At 69.5% G+C, this 17,509-nt stretch carries 15 protein-coding genes; 4 read left to right on the top strand and 11 right to left on the bottom strand.

Features of this window, described 5'->3' with window-relative positions; translation table 11 throughout:
- Positions 1-3 precede the first annotated feature (3 nt).
- Positions 4-1,221, bottom strand: coding sequence for a glycosyl hydrolase family 8 (locus tag MJQ72_RS33060; protein WP_240594940.1), 1,218 nt, complete (start codon positions 1,219-1,221; stop codon positions 4-6).
- 142 nt (positions 1,222-1,363) lie between these two features.
- Here MJQ72_RS33060 and MJQ72_RS33065 point away from each other — a divergent pair, with 142 nt between their 5' ends.
- Positions 1,364-1,765: a PPOX class F420-dependent oxidoreductase gene (locus MJQ72_RS33065; protein WP_240594941.1), complete on the top strand. Its 402-nt coding sequence runs from the start codon at positions 1,364-1,366 to the stop codon at positions 1,763-1,765.
- Between the two features lie 69 nt (positions 1,766-1,834).
- Here MJQ72_RS33065 and MJQ72_RS33070 read toward each other — a convergent pair whose 3' ends face one another.
- The 6 genes from MJQ72_RS33070 to MJQ72_RS33095 all read right to left on the bottom strand — a co-directional run bounded on the left by MJQ72_RS33070 (position 1,835) and on the right by MJQ72_RS33095 (position 8,213).
- Positions 1,835-2,386 carry a TetR/AcrR family transcriptional regulator gene (locus tag MJQ72_RS33070; protein ID WP_240594942.1) on the bottom strand — a complete coding sequence of 184 codons (552 nt, stop codon included), beginning with the start codon at positions 2,384-2,386 and terminating at the stop codon, positions 1,835-1,837.
- Positions 2,386-3,951, bottom strand: a complete 1,566-nt coding sequence (locus MJQ72_RS33075) for a long-chain-fatty-acid--CoA ligase (RefSeq protein ID WP_240594943.1) — start codon at positions 3,949-3,951, stop codon at positions 2,386-2,388. Before MJQ72_RS33075 ends, MJQ72_RS33070 begins: the two co-directional genes overlap by 1 nt.
- Before the next feature lie 68 nt (positions 3,952-4,019).
- Positions 4,020-5,225, bottom strand: a complete 1,206-nt coding sequence (locus MJQ72_RS33080; protein WP_240594944.1) for a GTPase — start codon at positions 5,223-5,225, stop codon at positions 4,020-4,022.
- Complete coding sequence (locus MJQ72_RS33085) at positions 5,222-6,514, bottom strand: isoniazid inducible protein IniA (protein WP_240594945.1); 1,293 nt, start codon at positions 6,512-6,514, stop codon at positions 5,222-5,224. The genes MJQ72_RS33080 and MJQ72_RS33085 overlap by 4 nt, the downstream gene beginning before the upstream one ends.
- On the bottom strand, positions 6,511-7,011 hold the full coding sequence (locus MJQ72_RS33090; RefSeq protein WP_240594946.1) for a dynamin family protein: 501 nt from the start codon (positions 7,009-7,011) through the stop codon (positions 6,511-6,513). Before MJQ72_RS33090 ends, MJQ72_RS33085 begins: the two co-directional genes overlap by 4 nt.
- Positions 7,012-7,106: 95 nt before the next feature.
- Entirely contained in the window at positions 7,107-8,213 is a 1,107-nt protein-coding gene (locus MJQ72_RS33095) for an IniB N-terminal domain-containing protein (protein ID WP_240594947.1), read from the bottom strand.
- Positions 8,214-8,508: 295 nt separating this feature from the next.
- On the opposite strand from MJQ72_RS33095, the gene MJQ72_RS33100 reads away from it, so the two are divergent.
- Positions 8,509-9,654 carry a molecular chaperone DnaK gene (locus tag MJQ72_RS33100; RefSeq protein ID WP_240594948.1) on the top strand — a complete coding sequence of 382 codons (1,146 nt, stop codon included), beginning with the start codon at positions 8,509-8,511 and terminating at the stop codon, positions 9,652-9,654.
- Positions 9,651-12,002, top strand: coding sequence for a helix-turn-helix transcriptional regulator (locus MJQ72_RS33105; RefSeq protein WP_240594949.1), 2,352 nt, complete (start codon positions 9,651-9,653; stop codon positions 12,000-12,002). The genes MJQ72_RS33100 and MJQ72_RS33105 overlap by 4 nt, the downstream gene beginning before the upstream one ends.
- A gap of 48 nt (positions 12,003-12,050) precedes the next feature.
- On the opposite strand, the gene MJQ72_RS33110 is transcribed toward MJQ72_RS33105, so the two are convergent.
- The 3 genes from MJQ72_RS33110 to MJQ72_RS33120 all read right to left on the bottom strand — a co-directional run bounded on the left by MJQ72_RS33110 (position 12,051) and on the right by MJQ72_RS33120 (position 14,452).
- Positions 12,051-12,254: a hypothetical protein gene (locus MJQ72_RS33110; RefSeq protein ID WP_240594950.1), complete on the bottom strand. Its 204-nt coding sequence runs from the start codon at positions 12,252-12,254 to the stop codon at positions 12,051-12,053.
- Between the two features lie 515 nt (positions 12,255-12,769).
- Positions 12,770-13,600, bottom strand: a complete 831-nt coding sequence (locus MJQ72_RS33115; RefSeq protein WP_240594951.1) for an AraC family transcriptional regulator — start codon at positions 13,598-13,600, stop codon at positions 12,770-12,772.
- A gap of 9 nt (positions 13,601-13,609) precedes the next feature.
- Complete coding sequence (locus MJQ72_RS33120) at positions 13,610-14,452, bottom strand: alpha/beta fold hydrolase (protein ID WP_240594952.1); 843 nt, start codon at positions 14,450-14,452, stop codon at positions 13,610-13,612.
- A 705-nt stretch (positions 14,453-15,157) separates the two neighbouring features.
- Between MJQ72_RS33120 and MJQ72_RS33125 the strand changes: the two genes are divergently transcribed.
- Positions 15,158-16,195, top strand: a complete 1,038-nt coding sequence (locus MJQ72_RS33125) for an HNH endonuclease signature motif containing protein (RefSeq protein WP_240601481.1) — start codon at positions 15,158-15,160, stop codon at positions 16,193-16,195.
- An 88-nt stretch (positions 16,196-16,283) separates the two neighbouring features.
- On the opposite strand, the gene MJQ72_RS33130 is transcribed toward MJQ72_RS33125, so the two are convergent.
- Positions 16,284-17,447: a HEAT repeat domain-containing protein gene (locus tag MJQ72_RS33130; RefSeq protein ID WP_240594953.1), complete on the bottom strand. Its 1,164-nt coding sequence runs from the start codon at positions 17,445-17,447 to the stop codon at positions 16,284-16,286.
- Between the last annotated feature and the right edge of the window lie 62 nt (positions 17,448-17,509).

Below are 17,509 nucleotides of genomic sequence, written 5' to 3' on the forward strand. Positions count from 1 at the left end.
GGATCAGACCGCGATGTAGTTCCCCGACAGGATGATCAGGACCTGCACGGTGATGCCGGTGCCGTAGTAGTCGTCAGCCTGCGGCGACCAGGACGTGACGCGGGTCCACAGCTTGTCCAGCCAGGCCTGGCTGCCCGGGTCGTTCATCGCCGCGATGGCGAACGACGCGGTGAAGCAGGGGTGCTCGCCGGACTCGCCCGAGATCTTGGCGCCCGACAGCGTGTAGCCCTGGTTGATCTTGGCGGGGTCGCCGCCGGTGGCCTGCTGGATCCAGGTGTTCATCTTCCGCACCTGCCCCTGCGCCGGGCTGCCCGACACGGTGATGCCGTCGACGCCGAGACGCCACGGGTCGCGGCAGGCGTTCCAGCTGAAGTGCTGCGGGTGGTCCTCCATGTAGTCCGCCGGAGCGGGCTTCGGCGTGGAGTTGGTGTTGACGACGAAGTCCGGGATCAGGCCGGTCTTCGGCGCGTACTGCTGCTGCAGCTGCGTGACCGCCTTCTCCTGCCGGGTCCGGACCTGACCCCAGAACGAGTCCCCAGTGGCCTTCTCGAACGCGCGAAGATGCCCCGGCATCCAGTCCGAGGAGCGCGAACCGTTGATGTACTTGCCGCTGTCGGCCCAGTCCGCCAGCCGCATGAACTTGGTGTCGGGGTTGACCTCGCTGCGCTTGATCGCCTTGATGATCCGCAGCGCCTCGGCCTTGTAGTTGACCGAACCCCCGCTGCCCCAGACCTTGTCGGCGAGGAGCAGGCCGTAGGCGATCTCGAGGTCGCCGTCGGTCGCCGAGTCACTGCCGTTGACGCTCTTGCAGTTCGGATCCTGTTCGGCGGCGTGCAGGTCCTTGTCGATCACGGACGGGTGCGCCTTCACGAACTTGAGGATGCCGTCGAAGACCGTGCGCGCCTGCGGGTCCTTGGCGCCCATCATGGCCGCGATGGTCATGCCGTAGCCCTGGCCCTCGGCCACGAAGGCGTGGTCGGCGTCCGGCGCCTTGACCGCGTAGGTGCCCGCGCCACACTTGGTGGTCAGGAAGTTCTTCTTCCAGAAGTCGTAGTACTTGGCCAGCGCCGCGTCCTGCGCCGACTGGCTCGCCGACGGGCGCAGAACGCCCGGCAGGTAAGGGGTCCCCTGAGTGGTCACCGCGATGGCGGGGGCGGTCGTGGCGACCAGCCCGGCGGTCAGCGCGGCCGCGGCCAGCACTGTCCGAACGGTCTTTCTCATGGCTCCTCCGGGAAACGTCGTTGGTGGCGGCGGCGCGTTCCGAGAGTGACATCCGGATCAGGCAAAAACAAGAGAGTTAAGAAAGTTTCCTTACTATTACCTCAAATGACGCCTGTGTGACCGGTGCCCTAGCGTTGACACCATGAAGATCGACCTGAGCGAACGCGGCGAAGCCTTCCGGGAATTCTGGACCGAACGGCAGCTCGCCACCCTGACCACCGTCCGCCCGGACGGAACCCCGCATGTCGTCGCGGTCGGGGTCACGGTGGACTTCGAGGCCGGGATCGCCCGGGTGATCACGTTCCGCTCGTCCAAGAAGGCCCGCCTGGTCAAGGAAGCGGGCGAAAACGGCATTCCGGTCGCCGCTTGTCAGCTCGACGGGCCTCGCTGGTCCACTTTGGAGGGACGCGCGGTATTGCGCGAAGACCCGGAGTCCGTGCGCGACGCCGAGAATCGCTACGCCGCGCGCTACCGGCAGCCCAAGCCGAACCCGGAACGCGTGGTCATCGAGATCACCGTGACCCGGGTGCTCGGCAACGCCTGAAGGACGCTTTCCCCGCATCTCACGCGGTGAAGGACGCTTTCGCCGCGTCGCATGCGGTGAAAGCGTCCTTCAGCTCCCGCTCTGGCCGGCGAGCACCAGCCGCGTGTATTCGTCCAGGATCTCGCCGAGGTCGGTGAACTCGCCCGCCGAGGCCACCTGCTGGTAGCCGACCAGCAGCGCCAGCCCGAGCGAGGTCACGACCTCGGCGCGACGCCGGTCGGGGATCAGCTCGGCCACCACGCGCCCGACCGTCTTGACCCGGGCGTCGTCGACGCGTTTCTGCGCCACGCGAACGGTTTCGTCGTTCGCCGCCCAGGCGCGGATGGCCGCTTCCGCACGATGGCGGAGTCCGCGCGTCAGGCTCATCAGCGCGGCGAAGTCCGCCTCGGGGCCGCCGGAACCGAAGTCCAGTTCGCGCAGGATCCGCACCTGCCGCTGCGCCCAGAAGTCGAGCAGGGCGCCGACGAACCCGGGCCAGCCGCCGAAATGGTGGTAGAACGATCCGCTGGTGACGCCGAGGCGTCTGCCGAGCGCACCGACGTTGAGCCCGGCGAACCCGGACTCGGCGAGGATCTCCAACGCCGCGTCGAAGTACTGCTCGCGGCTGACCGTGGCCGGCATCAGACGGCGCGCTCCCGCCCCTCCCAGTACGGGCGCCGCAGGGTGCGTTTGAGGATCTTGCCGGTCGCGTTGCGCGGCAACGCCTCCACGATCTCGACCGTCCGCGGGCATTTGTAGTGCGCCAGGCGTTCCCGGCAGTACTCGACGAGTTCTTCGCCGTCGACCCGCTCCCCCTGCGCCGGGGCGACCACCGCCTTGACCTGCTCGCCCCAGCGATCGTCGGGGATCCCGATCACGGCGACCTCGCCGACCGCGGGATGTTCGGCGATGACCCGCTCCACCTCGGGCGAATAGACGTTCTCGCCACCGGTGATGATCATGTCCTTCACCCGGTCTTCGATGAAGACGAACCCGCCGTCGTCGACCCTGCCGACGTCACCGCTGCGGACCCAGCCGTCGACGATCGTCTCGGCGGTCGCCTCGGGTTTGCCCAGATAGCCCGCCATCGCCTGATCGGTCCGGAACCACAGCTCGCCAGGGACGCCCGGTTCGACGTCTTCGAGAGTCGCCGGATCGACGACGCGCATCCCCACCGCGGGCAGCACCGTGCCCGCCGACGCCAGCCGCTCCGGCCGGGCGGGGTCGCGATGCGCGTCCGGACCGAGCGTCGTCACCACCCCGGACAGCTCGGTCATACCGTAGACCTGCACGAACCGGGTGTCCGGCCAGGCCGCGAGCGCCTTGCGCAGCAAGGGAAGCGGCATCGGAGAAGCTCCGTAGCCCAGGTACTTCAACCGCGCGAACGCGGCGACGGCCCGCTCCCCCGCCTGCATGATGCCGGCGACCACGGCGGGCACCAGGAAAGCGTGCGTGACCCCTTCGGCGAGCGCGCCCAGCAGCGACTTGCCGTCGGGCTCGCGCGTCATCGTCGTCGGTTGCCCATAGTGGAAACCGATGATCGCGTAACAACTCCCGCCGACATGGAACAGCGGCATCGCCACCAGGTTGCGGTCGCCGTCGCCCATCGGGAACGCGGCCCCCGCGTTGCGGCTGTGCGCCAGCAGGTTCCGGTGCGTCAGGACGGCGCCCTTGGGGAATCCGGTGGTGCCGCTGGTGTAGATGATCAGCGCGCCGTCGTGTTCGTCGACCTCGGATGCCATCCCGGCGGGCGTCGCGTCGGCCAGGAAGTCCTCGTACTGATCGTCTTCTCCGCCGACGACGATCACGCGCTCGACCGACGGCAGCCGATCGCGCAGCGCCTCGACGGCGGGCAGCAGTTCCGGACCGGCGAAGACGACCCGCGCGCCGCTGTCACCGAGGACGTACGCCAGCTCCTCCGGGGCGAGACGCCAGTTGACGACCGCGTTCGCCGCCCCGAGCGACGACGCGCCGAAGGTCACTTCCAGGCAGGCGGGCGTGTTCTTGTCGACGAAGGCGACCCTGTCACCTCTGCCGATTCCGGCGGCGGCGAGCGCGCCGGTGACGCGCCTCGCCCGCTCGTCGAGCTCGGCCCAGGTGAGCCGCCGCCCTGAGAACGAGAGGGCCTCCCGCTCGGGAATCGTCTTCGCCCAATGCGCGAAAAGTTCACCGAGAAGCCGCACATCCGGACGCGCGTCGTCGGGCATGCCGGACCCCTTTCAGCTGGTCAGAGCCGCCATAGAGTGCTCTATGGTGACTCGGCGACCGGCAGGCGTCAAGCCACGAACAGGCTGAGCAGTCCCTCGACCGAGCGCACGATCACCCGGGCGGCGGCGCGTTCGGCGTGCGCGGCGTCGGCTCGTTCCGCCTCGTGCCGCCAGCGGACGAGCGCGTTTTCGGCCGCCGCGTGGATCTCGGCCGGATCCGCGTCGGGTTCGAGACCGAGCCGTTCGGTGGGCGCGAGTCCCTGCGCGCCGAGCAGCCGGACGGCTTCCTCCGCGCTCTCCCCGGACAACGCCGTGCGGCCACCGCGGATGCCCGCGATGAGCCGCAGTTCCCGGAAGTCGTGCGCGGCCGCGGCGAAGCGTTCCACGCGGGCGGCCAGCCGATCACCATGCGGGAGAGGTTCCGCGGCGAGAAGGCCTTCCAAGCGCACCACCGCCGTGCGCGCCTTCAGTGCCTCGGCTCGCGCGACGAAACACCCCGCGAGCGTGTCCCTCAGGTCGCCGAGACCGCTGCGGTGCACGAGTTCCGCCGAGAGTTTCAGCCTGTTCTCGCAACCGGTGCGGATCAAGGTGATCGCCAGCCGGACCCCGTAGAGCCCGAACCGCGACACCAGGTGTTTCCGCGATTCCGGCGAGACCCCCACCGGGAACGGATCGTCCACAAAGGAATCCACGGACAGGAGATACCGCTCCAGTTCCGGCCGGGAGACCGACGCCAGCGCGCGCAGCACCTCGAATTCGTCGTCCCGCAACGCTCGTCCCGCGTAGCCCAGCTGTCCGGCGACCGCGATGACTCCCTGGAATCCCGCGCAATCCGGGTTCTCGCGCCAAGCGCGGCGGGCCAGCTGTTTCGCGGTGAGCAAGGCGTCGATCCGGCCCGCGCCGACCTCGTCCGCCCTGCCGAGCACGAGCACCGAGTTCACCGCCGTCTGCCGCGCGAACGCCGAACCGCCCACCGGCCGGGTGCCGGCGAGTTCGTCGGGTTCGAGATGGCGCACCAACCGCACCGTCGCGTCGACGTGTTCGGCGAAAGCCGGGGTGTCGAACAGATCGATCTCGCGCAAGGCCCGCGTCGGCCATTCCGCCAGCGCGGAGACCAAAGTGGACTTCCCGGTTCCCGGCGTGCCGATGAAGCCGACGCGCAGTGGTTCGTCCAGCCGCTCCAGGCATTCCCGCAGCATCGCCACCGCGTGCGGGCGGTCCCGGTAATGCGCGGCGGCCTCGTTCAGCAGTTCCCGGACATCGAGAGTGGTCACGCCGACAGCTCCCGGCGCGGCGCGGCGCCGGTGCCGAGTGCCCCCGCCTTCCGGTGCAGGGCGGCCAGCCGGTCGATCTCCTTCTTGACCCGCTGGGTACGCCGGTCCCGTTCGGCGGAGCCGGCGATGATCAGTTCCCGTTGCCGCGTCAGCTCTTCCGAGAGCTGGTCGGACAGCGCGGCGAAATGGTCGCGCAGACGCCGCTGCACCTGACGGACCTCGTCCTTGATCTCCTTGCTGAACCGGATGAACACGTCGTCGACGTGGCGCTGCGCCGCGGCCTTCGCCAGCGCTTGGCGGCGCTGCAACCGCATCCCGCCTTCGTCGCGGACGCTCTTGGTGGCGAACGCGACACCGGCGCCGAGCGACACCGGGTTGATCAACGGCAGCCCGGCGAGACTGGTGACCAGGCCGAACATCAGCACGCCGCCATAGGAACCGCGCAAGCCGGTGAAGAGTTTCTGGCCGATCTTGAACCGCTCGATCTTGGGGGCGCCGACCTCGGGGATCGAGTCCACCCCGGACCCGGTCAGCGGCAGTTCCGGCGCGTGGCCGTAATGCGGCCCGAAGGTCGAAGCGACGGCTTGCGCGATCCACTCCGACCGGTCGGACACCCAGTTGTAGTTCGTCTCGACGGCCTCGGCGAGATTCTCCTCCAGCCAGGTCTGGAAATCCGGCCAGATCTGTACCGGGTCGCCCTCGTCGAAGGTGCGGTCGACATGCCGCACGATCACCCGGGTCCGCTCACGCAGGTCGTATTCGGCGTCGGAGATCAGATCGGTGATCTCGTCGGACAACATGTTCTGCCAGCGGACGTTCTGCCGCCGCAGTTCCTCGGTGCGCCGTTGTGCCTGGTGCAGCAGGGTGACCTGGTCGATGCCGTTGTCCTGCGAGACGGCGTTCAGCCTGGTCTGCAGCGTCTCGACCAGTTCGACCGCCGCCGCGCGCACACTCACCGCGGCGGCGAGCGCGCGGGTGCGTTCGATCGGGCGCGCGGCCTGTTCTCCCACCCAGTTCAGGAGTTCCGGGAAGCCGGACCGTCCGTTGAGGGCGGCGTCACCGGACTTCGCGGCGGCTTGACGGACCGTCGCGGACACGGGGAAGACGTCGGCGACGACACCGGTCTCCGACAGCGCGGCCCGATTGCGGGCGGCTAGTTCCCGCCAGTCCGGGCTCGCGTCGATCTTGGTCAGTGCCAGCACCAGCGCCGGGCACCAGGTGCGGATATGCCTCGCCAGCGCGAGTTCGGCGGGCTGGAGTTCCTGTGTCGCGTCGGAGACGAGGATCACCGCGTGCGCGTCGGCGAGGACGTCGAGGGTGGCCGCCGTACGCGGGACCGGGGATCCCCGATCGCCGGGGTGTCGACGAGCACCAGCCCCGTGCCGAGGAGTTCGCGTGGCAGGCCGACTTCGACCCGGCGCAGCGAACCGGGCGGCCGGACCTCGAGTTCCTTGGCGAGATCGCCGACCGGCACGTTCTCCCTGGCGCGCCCGACCAGGACGGCGGCGGGGTCGGCGGCGTACCCGATCTCCGTGGGAACGGCGGGCGTACTCGCGTCCCCGACCGCGCAGACCGGCGCGTTCAGCAGCGCGTTGAGCAGGTAACCCTTGCCCTGTTTGGGAAAACCGACCACCGCGATCCGGGTGCCCGGCGCCCGCTGGTCCCGTCTGCGCCGGAGCCGTTCGGCCAGGTCGGCGCGACCGTGGGCGGCACAGGCGTCCAAGGTCTCGTTGAGCACGTCGAGCCAGGCGGGGCTGTCACGGGGATGCAGTGTTCCCTTAACCAAGCGCGGAATCAATGTGGCATGGGCCAACATGCCGTGCGGGCCCCGCGACCTGCTGCGGTCGCGGGGCCCTGACACAGAGCTGAAAAATGTTCAGATCAGCCGATGTGGATGTCGTTGTTCGACGCGATGTCGCCGGTGCCGATGTTGACGTCGTTGAGGTTGCCGATGGTGTGGCCGATGTTGTTGCCGACCTCGGAAACCGTGTCGTGGACGTCGGAGACGCCCGCGTGGTTCGCGACGTTGGCGACCTCGTTGGCCACGTTGCCGGTCACGTCGCCGTTGTTGTGGGCGATGTTGTTGGCGATGTCACCGTTGCCGTAGTTGTTCGCGATGTCGTGCACCTTGGTGGTGACATCGGCGACGTCGACGTGACCGATGGTGCTGGTCAGGTCGCCGACCTCGGAGAGGAAGTTCGGGGCGTCGCCCGCGACACCGTCGGCGCGCGGCAGGTCGCTGGTCAGGTCGCCGACGGCCGGGACCGAGTCGACGGCGGGCAGGGCGGCGGCGTCGACGGCCGGGACGCCGTGGGCCACGTCGGTCGCGGTGTCGAGGGCACCGGTGGCGAGGTCGCCGGCCTGGCCGACGGAAGCGGCGTCGAGACCACGCGAAAGGTCGTCGGTCAGCCCGAAGCTGCCGACGGTGTTCTGCGCGAGGGCGGTCACGCCGGCGGCGGCGTTCGACACGTCGGTCACGTCGGAGACGGCCGGCACGGCGGACAGGCCGGGGACGTCGACCGGCAGGTCGCCGACGGCGGGCACGGCCGGGACGGCGGGCAGGTCACCCAGCTCCGGCAGACCCGGGACGGCCGGGACACCCGGGAGACCGGCCTCGGGCAGGCCCGGCAGGGCGCCGGCACCGGGGACGGCGACCGGCAGGCCGGCGGTCAGCGCGGTGAGCTGGTCGATCGCGCCCTGGACACCGTCGGCGCACTCGCCGTCGGTGCCGTTGACGGCGTTCGTGACGCCGCCGAAGCCCGCCAGGTTGTCGGCGGTGGCCGCGGTGGCACCGGTGAGGTCGGTGGCGGTGCCGACCGGGACGAAGTCGAGCACCAGCGGGACGACCTCGTGCACGTCGGCGGCGTTGATGTCGCCGAGGCCGGCGTCGGCCAGCACCTGCTGCGGGTTGTTGGCGAACGCCGCGCGGGCCGCGGTGTCGTTCAGCAGGTTCAGCGTGAAGTCGTGCAGGGTCTGGACGGAACCCATGAAAGGACTCTCCTGAGGGTCTAGGTCGGTGGGGCGCGCCCGGCGGCCGGAGGGCACGGCTGAGCGCAGGTCACCGAAGTTAGTGAGCCGGTGCCCATGGGCACATCGGGGATCACTCCTGGTCGTCGCTCACTCAGCCAATAGGGGATCGGTATGACATCGTTAGGGCGTTAGGGGCTTAACCGAGACGCACTCGGTTGGGTTTAATGCCAACCCTCACCCGGATGGGTCAAGCCGTTCAGGTGAGTGGCCCTATTTGGTCCTTAGGGGCTGGTCAAGCGAAGGAGGATGCTCGTTGCCCTACGTCCTCGGCATCGATATCGCCTCGACCCGCACCACCGCCGCCACCTGCGTGAACTCCGGCGACGGCTGGAGCGTGCCCGAGCCGTCGTGGCTCGGCGCGCGTGGCCCGGCGGCGGCGTCGGCGGTGTTCCTCGACGACGACGGCTACCTGCTCACCGGGGACGCCGCGGTCGAGGCAGGCCGGTCCGCGCCCGCCCGCCTGCTCACCGGGTTCCACGAACGGGTCGGCGACGACGTCCCCGTGATCGTCGGCGGCGAGCGGTTCCCGGCCGAATCCCTCAGCGCGGTCCTCGTCGACGCGGCGGTGGATCAAGCGGCCGAACGCTTCGGGGAGAAACCGCACCACATCGTGCTCACGCATCCCGTCGGCTGGGGTTCGTTCCGCCGGGACCTGCTGCGCCGGGCACTGGCCGAAGCCGGATTCCCCCGTGCCGCGCTGGTGGCGGCGCCCGTCGCGGCGCTGCACGCGTACCTCGCCCCGCACGGCGACGTCACCGCCGGTGTCTGCGAATTCGGCCCGGACGGCGCGGTCGTCACGATCGCCGCCGCCACCGTCAACGGCTGGCAACCGATCAAAACGCTGGAGGGTGTCGACCCCACCGAGGCCGTCGGCAAGGTCTTCGAACTCGCGCACGGCGCCGGGGTGCCGCCGCAGGCGCTGGCGGGCATCGTGCTCTGCGGCGAGGCACCGCCGGTTCCCGGCCGGACACCGTGCCCCGTCTTCGTGTCGAGCGACCCGGTGCTGACGGTGGCGACCGGTGCGGCCAACATCGCCGCGCGACGTGACCTTCCTCAACCCGGCGGGGCGGGATCGCGCGCCGTCGCGACCGTCGAAACCACCCTGCTTCCCCGGGTCGACACGCCCGAAGAGCTCACCGAGCGGCCCGAACGGCCGCCGGTGGACATCACCCCCTTCCCCTTGCCAGAACGCACCGGGGCGGCGAAACTGCTCAGCCGGCGCAAGCCCCTCGTCGCCGGTGCCGCGGTCGTGGTGCTCGCCGCGACCACCCTGCTGCTCACCCTGACCACTCGAGAAGCCACCGCCGACAAGGGTCCCGAAGCCCCTCCCACCACTTCGAGTTCGTGCGCACCGCCCACCCCCGGCGCCACGCCGTCCACTCCCGAAGGTCGCTGTTGAACGCACTGCTCGACAAGCCCGGCATCATCCATCCGGGTGCCCGGCGCCTGCTCGACGAGGTGACCACCGCTCCGGAAGCCCCGGTGCGGGTCGCCGTCGTCGCCCCCGGCGGGCACGGCAAGACGCATCTGCTCGGCCTGCTCGGACGTCGCTACGCGGACGCCGGGATCGAGGCCCTGCTGATCGACGACGCCGACCAGCTCGACGACGACGAGATCGCGAAGATCAAAGCGCGAGCGGAGGAAACGACGGCGCCCGTCGTCCTCGCCTTCCGGACCGCAGCACGGACGAAAGCGCTGCGCGCGCTCGCCGATTCCTTCGGCAGGTCGGTGCCCTTGGGGGCTTTCGGCGTCGACGACGTCCGGCGGCTCGTCGAGTACGCCGGCGGCGACGCGGCCACCGCGGCGGAGGTCCACGCCAGAACCGGTGGTGTGCCGGGACTCGTGGTGCGCGCGGTCACCGGACGGCTCGCGGACTTCCGCGGCGAACTGGAACAGCTGGACGACGACGTGCACCGCTACCTGATCGCGGCGGAAGCGGGCGCCGGCCGGAATCTCGATCTTCTGGCCGCGCTCCTGAACCGGGATCGCGAAGGTCTGCCCGAGATCTTCGACAGCGCCAGGGCGACCGGTCTCCTCGGCGAGGACGACGTCCTGCTGCCGATCGCGGCCGAAGCCATCCGGGCCTGGGGTTCGCCGGGGCGACGGCTGACGGTGCTGCAGCGGCTGGTGGAACTCCAGCTCCGGGACGGGCTTCCGGTGCTGGACCTCGCCCGGTCGTTGCTGGGAACGGGAAGTTCGGGCGCGAGCGCGGCGGCGGCCTTCGAAGCGGCCGCACGCGAGGCGATGCCCGACGACACGAAACTCGCGGCGCGGTTCTACGAGGCCGCGTCCGAGGCCGGTGGGCGCGGCGCGGCGCTCACCGTCGGCTGGGCGCACGCCTCGGCGCTGGCCGGGGACCTCGACACCGCATTGCGGCTCGGTGACGGCATGCTCGGCAGCACGTCGGACACGGACGCCAGGGCCGCGGGCGCCGAAGTGGCCGCTACCGTGCTGGCGCATCGCGGCGAACTGGCGCACAGTGCCGAGCTGTACCAATGGTCCGGGCGGGCGGCGTCGAAGGCGTTCGCCGCGATCGCGTTGCTGGGCACCGGAAAACTCGAGGCCGCCCGGGGTGTGCTGGAAACCCCCGAGGTCCCGACCCTGTTCGCCGGAGCCGCCTCGCGGATGGCACGGGCGATCACCGACTCCGTGTCGGGTTGCGGCGCCGAGACCCTGTCCGCACTGCTGGGCGCGGCTTCGATGCTGGAATCGGCGGGCGCTCCGGCTCCGCTCCCGGACAGCCCGGCGGCCCTGGCGGCGTTGGTGGGCCTGCATTCCGGCGAACTCGCACTGGCCGAGTCGGTGTTGAGCCGCGCGGAGAACGGCCGGATCGGTGGCGACCTGCTCGCGAAGCGGCACCGGCTGCTGCTCGGCTGGGTCGCGATGACCGCGGGCGACCTCAAAACGGCCGCCGAGGCCCTGATGCCGCCGGACGGCCTCGAAGCGCGCGACGAACTCTTCGCCGCCACCCTGCAGCTGGGCCTGGCACGGCGCGCGAGCGATCTTCCCGGCCTGCAACGCTCCTGGGACCGGGCGTATCAGGCTTCGATGCGCCAGCAGCCGGACCTGTATTCGCTGCTACCACTGGGAGAACTCGCGATCGCGGCCGCACGGGGCGGTGCGAGCGCCAAACTGGCCGGACAGCTGGAGCGGGCACACGCCGTGCTCGACGCGCTCGGCAATCCTCCACTGTGGACAGCCACCCTGCGCTGGCACGAACTGCACGCCGCCATCACCGTCGAGGACCACGCGTCGGCCGGGGAACATCTGGCCGCGTTGACCGATTTCGCTTCCTGCGGCCGCTATCCCGCGGCCCTCGCCGCCGCCGCGACCGGCTGGCTCGCGGTCTTGACCGGAAACTTCGATCCGGAATCGATCACCGCGTCCGCGTCGGAACTGCACGAACTCGGGCTGTGCTGGGACGCTTCCCGGCTGGCCGGGCAGGCGGCGATCCGGACCTCCGACCGGAAGGCGATGGTCCAGCTGCTCGAAGCGGCCCGGCAGTTCCAAGGCCGGGCGCCGGAGCCCGTCGCGGCCACCGGGTTGAACGCCTTGAGCGAACGGGAACTGGAAGTCGCCCGCCTCGTCGTCGGCGGGCTGACGTACAAGCAGGCCGGGAGCGAACTGTTCATCTCGGGGAAGACCGTGGAACACCATATGGCGCGGATCCGGGGGAAACTCGGGGCCGGGGACCGGCGGGAGCTGCTGGCGATGCTGCGCGAACTGCTCGCGGCGGGCGAAGGTTGAGTTTCGTCGGCCGCCGGGCCCGGCGCGGCAGCCCGCGTGGAGGAGCCGCTATTCGCCGGTCTCCACGGGATAGACGAGGTGCGTGACCTTCTTGCCCTGGATGACCTGGGGATCGCCGAACTCCAGGGGAGCGGCGCCGAGCGTGTCCACGAAACGGACTCCGTCTCCGAGCATGTACGGCACAAGGTCGACGCGGATCTCGTCGAGCAACCGTTCTTCCAGCGCTTCGCGGGCCACGACGCCCGGGCCCACGCCGACGTTCTTGTCCCCGCGACCGCCTTGGCCCGGTCGATGGCGGCCTTGACTCCGCCCTCGGTCACGAAGACGAACTCGGCGCTTTCGGGAGCCCAGCCTTCAGGCACCGAATGAGTGACCACGAAGACCTGCACGCGCATGGGGTGCTGTCCGCCCCATCCGTCCATGCCGTCGAACTGGTTTCGCCCGACCACCAGCGCCCCATAGCCCTCGATCATGTCGCGGACATAGTCGGCGGACGCCTCGGCCACTTGGTACGACCGGCCCGGCGACGCGGTGGGCACCTCGACATCACCGGCCCGGCACCACGCGAACAGGTACTCGAACCCGCCGTTCTCCGGACCGGCGATGAAACCGTCCAGCGACACCGATGCCTGAGTCACCACCTTCGGCATGAGAAATCCCTTCTGACGCACTGAATCGAGACTTCTCGACCGCTCGACACTGGCACCGTGACCGGTCGTTGTCCACTTCTCCCGTGCTCTACGACACGACTGTCGGAGGCGGGCTGTTCAACGACGCGGCCACGCGACGTCGTCGATGGCGAGCCAAGGCGCGACGGCCACGATCGACGGCGTGAGCCCGGTGAACGCCTTGACCTCACGGTGGAGGTGCGACTGGTCGACGTAGCCGCTCTCGGCGGCGACACCGGCGGCCGCATGACCGTTCGCGAGGAGGTGGGCGGCGTGGTCGAACCGCACCAGCCGGATGGCGCGTTTGGGGCTGATTCCGAGCTGGGACCGGAAGCGGGACCACAGGCGCTTGCGGTCCCAGCCGACCTCGCCTGCCAGGCTGTCGACCTGTACCCGCCCTCGGCTGGTGAGCGTCCGCCGCCAGGTGTGGGCGACCTCCGGTTCGACCGGCGGGCGGGCGCGCAGCCGCCGGCCGAGGACCTCGGCCGCGATGGTGAACCGTTCGTCCCACGACGCGGCGGCGCGCAACCTGTCCTCGAACCGTCCGGCGTCGCGTCCCCAGACGTCCGCCAAGGGCGCCATCGTCCCGCCGAGATCGGGTGCCGCGTCGAACACCGCGGCCGCCACGTCCGGCTCCAGCCGGATCTGAAGACATTCGCCCACACGGCCACCTGCCCGCAGATCGCCGGGCGCGAGCCCGATGACAACGCTGCCCCGCTCGTGCCGGCCGCGGCTGTCGCAGACGATGCCTTCTCCCTCGCTCAGGTCGATGAGCAGGGTGACGGAGGGGTGCGCGACCATGGCGATGTCCACGGGGACCGGGACACGCTGGCGGAACCCGGCCATGCTGACGCCCGGCAGCCGATCCGACCGGCGCGGGACCGCGATGTCCATCTTCGTCCAGTCCGGTGGTGCCCCGGTCGACAACATACGACCAGTCTAGGCATCGGCGGCCAGAGGCGGGGTGCCGCCGATCCGCTGCCGCGAAGTCCAGTCCAGCAGCAGTTCGCCGGTCGTCTCGGGTGCTTCGAACATGGGGAGGTGCCCGACGCCGGACAGCAGCTCGATCCGCGCGTTGGGGACCGCCTCGTACCGGTGCACCGACGACGGGTCCCAGCGGGGATCGGCAGCGCCGAAGATCGCCAGTACCGGGACGGTGAGGGCGGCGAGACGATCGGCCACGCCGCGCTCGGCGAGGTAGGCGACATTGCTGCGCGAAAGCGACCTGAACGCGTGGTACGAGGTGCGCTTGAAATCGGCGACCGTTTCGTCGGGCAGGTCTACTGGGCGAGCGGTCGTTGCCAAAATTCCCTTCCGGATCATGGCGTCCGAACGCCTCGGCCAGATCAGCCGGCCGAACGGCGGCCCCAGCAGGAGCCGAAGGATCAACGGCTGGGGAAGCAGCGCGTCGAGATGCGGGCCGCAGCTGATCAGCGCGACCGACCGCACCAGGTCGGGGCGCTGTTCGGCAAGGGCGGTGGTGACATAGCCACCACTGGAGTGCCCGACGACGGCGACGTCACGCAGGCCGAGGTCGTCGAGAACCGCGGCCACCCGGCTCGCCTGCCCGGGCACCTCGTACGACGGCGGGGGCGGTGACTGGCCGCAGCCCGGGAGGTCGACCCGGATGACGTGGTGGTGACGGGCAAGTGCCGGGACCACCGGGCTCCACGAGGCACCCGAGGCGCCAGATCCGTGAATGAGCACCAGCGGCGGCGCCTCCCGCGGGCCGTCGTGCACCACGTGCATCCCGTGCGAATGCTCAACACCGTTCTCGCTCATACGAGGATGGTGCACGGCCGTCGACCACCGGTCTTGGACAAATGTCGTCGCACGACCGGGCTCGTCCTCGACCCTGTGCGGCATGAGCGGACAGCCCGAATCGGCGGCGAGTCGTCTGCCGTCGCCTCGCTACCCGCCAACGGGCTGGACGATGTCCGGGCCGCCGGTGTGCGGCATAGGGACGTAGCCTCGCGCCGGCTCCGGCAGCGCCGCCGGCGACCTGTGGCCGCTTGCCACCATTCGGCATGCCAAGCCCTCTTGTTCCGCGACAGTCCCGATCTGGTCGAGCTCCGCCTCGGCCAGTGTGTCGACAGGTCGGCCTCGGAAGTCTCGTGGTCGCCCCGTAGCCGTACTCGGCGGCGATCGCCTGCCCGCGCCACCGACACTTCTCGGTCTTCCAGCGGTCTGGGGTAATCGCCGCTCACCCTCCCATTCGATCAACCGCACCGGTGACCGCGCCCGAGCATGAACAATCGGTCGTCACTGGCCCGTTCACGCTCCGCGCAAATTCGATTACGATCTCGATGGCACTCGAACGCCCGTTCGACTATGATCATCCGCATGACCACTACTCTCGCTTATAACCCGAAAGCCGCTCGCTTTCTTGACACCGCGTTCGACGAAGAGCTTTCACTTCGGCGAACGCAGGGACGTCAGGTACGAGCGTTAGCCGACTTCGCCGCTCACGGTGGATCACGAAGATCCGTGACCGAGGAGGTCGCCTTGCGCTTCTCGGTCACCCACAATCACGCGTACCTGCTCGTCGAGACCTCGTGCGCGCTGGTCTCCCGCCTGCCGAACACACTGGCGGCGCTGGATCGTGGCGATATCGACCTGTACAAGGCTTCCAAGGTCATGCAGCTGACCAGGGAAGTGTCGGACGAAGTCGCGGCACAGGTCGACGCCTGGCTGATCGATCGTCTCGCCAATCGTGATCCCGGCGCGATCCGGGGCTCGGTGAGACACGCCGTGCAGAAATTCGATCCCGACGGCTATCGCGAACGAGCGGCCAAGAAACGCGCGTTGCGGCATATCTCGTTGACACATGAAGACGAGACCATGTCCACGCTTTCCGGCCATCTTCCCACGGAAGTCGCCAGTTCCATCTACGCCTCGATGAGCCGGACCGCGAAAGCCCGGCGGAACAAGGACAAATCCCGGACGCTCGACCAACATCGCGCCGACATCTTCGCCGAACGCCTCTTGGCCGAGGACGGGCACGGCAGGCCGCGTGCCCATATCCACGTCTATGTCGATTTCTTGACACTCGTCGGCGCGCGCGATGATCCCGCGACACTCGCCGGGTACGGGCCCATCCCCGACTGGCTGGTCCGCGAAATCGCCTCCGCCCCCGAGTCGACCTGGTCTCGCCTGATCACCGACCCCGCCACGGGTCAACTGCTCGAAGCGGGCGGCGACAAGTACCGATCACCGGCGTCCTTGGCCCGCTTGATCAAGGCGAGGGATCGCGAGTGCACACAACCGGGCTGTCATCTGCCGGCCGAGGCCTCCGAGATCGACCATATCGTCGCGCGGGCCCGCGGTGGAAAGACCAATCATCACAACTGTCACATCCACTGCAAGAACCACAACCTGCTCAAAGAGGAGCCCGGCTGGTCGGCCGTGCCCACCGGCGACGGCGGCATGATCATCACCACGCCGAGCGGCCATACCTACGAGACAACGCCAGAGTCGTTCCACGAACCACGCACAGGGCCTGAGGATGACGAAGCAGAGACCTGAGCTCGGAAACGGCTGGCCTCAAAGGCTCCCAAACGTCCATCCGAGGCCTTCGCGGCCCGCCAGGTCCGACGCCCGATGGCAGCGAACGTCAGGCCCGTGTCCCCAACGCCTTCAAGGCCGCCCTGACCACGCGGCGCGAAGGATCCTCGACCATCGACCTCACCGAATCGACCGGGACGGCATCAAGAATCCGAAGTGCCCCAACGGCTTGCGCTCGAACCCTGGCCGCGGGGTGCCTCAGCAACGGGTACAGCAGTTGCCCGTCCTCTTCCCGCCCCGACTCGGCGAGCCCCGCGATGGCGCCGAGAGAAGGGTTCGCACCGGAAACAGCCGACCGGTACCAGTCGACAGCGTCGACACCTTTACGCCGGGCGGCATCCCGTGCGAGCGCACGGATCAGCGTGGAACTGTCGTCCAGCAGGCCGGCGATTTCCTCCCAGTGGCCGAGGCGCGCGAGTCCGGTCAGCGCGCTGATCCGCACTTCGCCATAGCGGCAGGCGGCCAGCTTGCGCAGGACGTCCACCCGACCGGTCCACACGGCTTCGCGGGCGACGGCCTCACCGGCTCGGGCGCGGACGCCCTTGTCGGAGTTCGTCAGGGCAAGCCGAACCAGTTCGTCGATTTTGAGATCGCCACGCCGAGTCCTGACCTCGAGCACGAACCTCGGCACCGCGGAGTTCGCCGAGCACATCAGCTGTTCGAGCACCGCCACGGGGGCGTCGTAAGCGGCCGCGTACAGCTGCTGCACGCCGAAGCCCCCGCGACGACGGCGTCGCAGGTGAAGCATCGTTTCGGCGGCGGGCCGCAAATAGGTCGACGGATCATCGTGCAGCAGCCGGACGACACCCAGGCGGGCGACGTCACGGACCGGCGACGCCCAGTCCGTCATGCGCACCAGGAGGAACGGAAGCATCTCCGGGCGCGGATTCGCCAGCATCCTCGTGACCGCCAGCTCCCGGACCCGGCCGTTGCCGTGCGAAGCGGCGATCGCCGTCGTCAACGGCCCGGCCTCACCTGTCATGAGCCGGTGACCGGCGTCGACCAAGGCCCGCTGATACCGGCAGTACACGTCGAGCGTCACGACGAGTGCCGGTGTCTCGGTGATCGTCGCGAAGGCGGCCGTGATTTCGGAGGCGTCGCCGGACTTGTCGACGCGCACGAGCGCATCGACGAGCACGCCGACATCGTGTCCCCGGCTCTCCAGAGTTTCCTGGAGCGCCTCGGCCACAGACTTCCTTCTCTCGAAGATCACCTGGTGATCCTCCCCCATCGCCCGCCCACCGCGCTCATCCTTTTCGCGGGTAGACGCCCGAA

The sequence above is a fragment of the Amycolatopsis sp. EV170708-02-1 genome (genome assembly GCF_022479115.1).
Lineage (GTDB): Bacteria > Actinomycetota > Actinomycetes > Mycobacteriales > Pseudonocardiaceae > Amycolatopsis.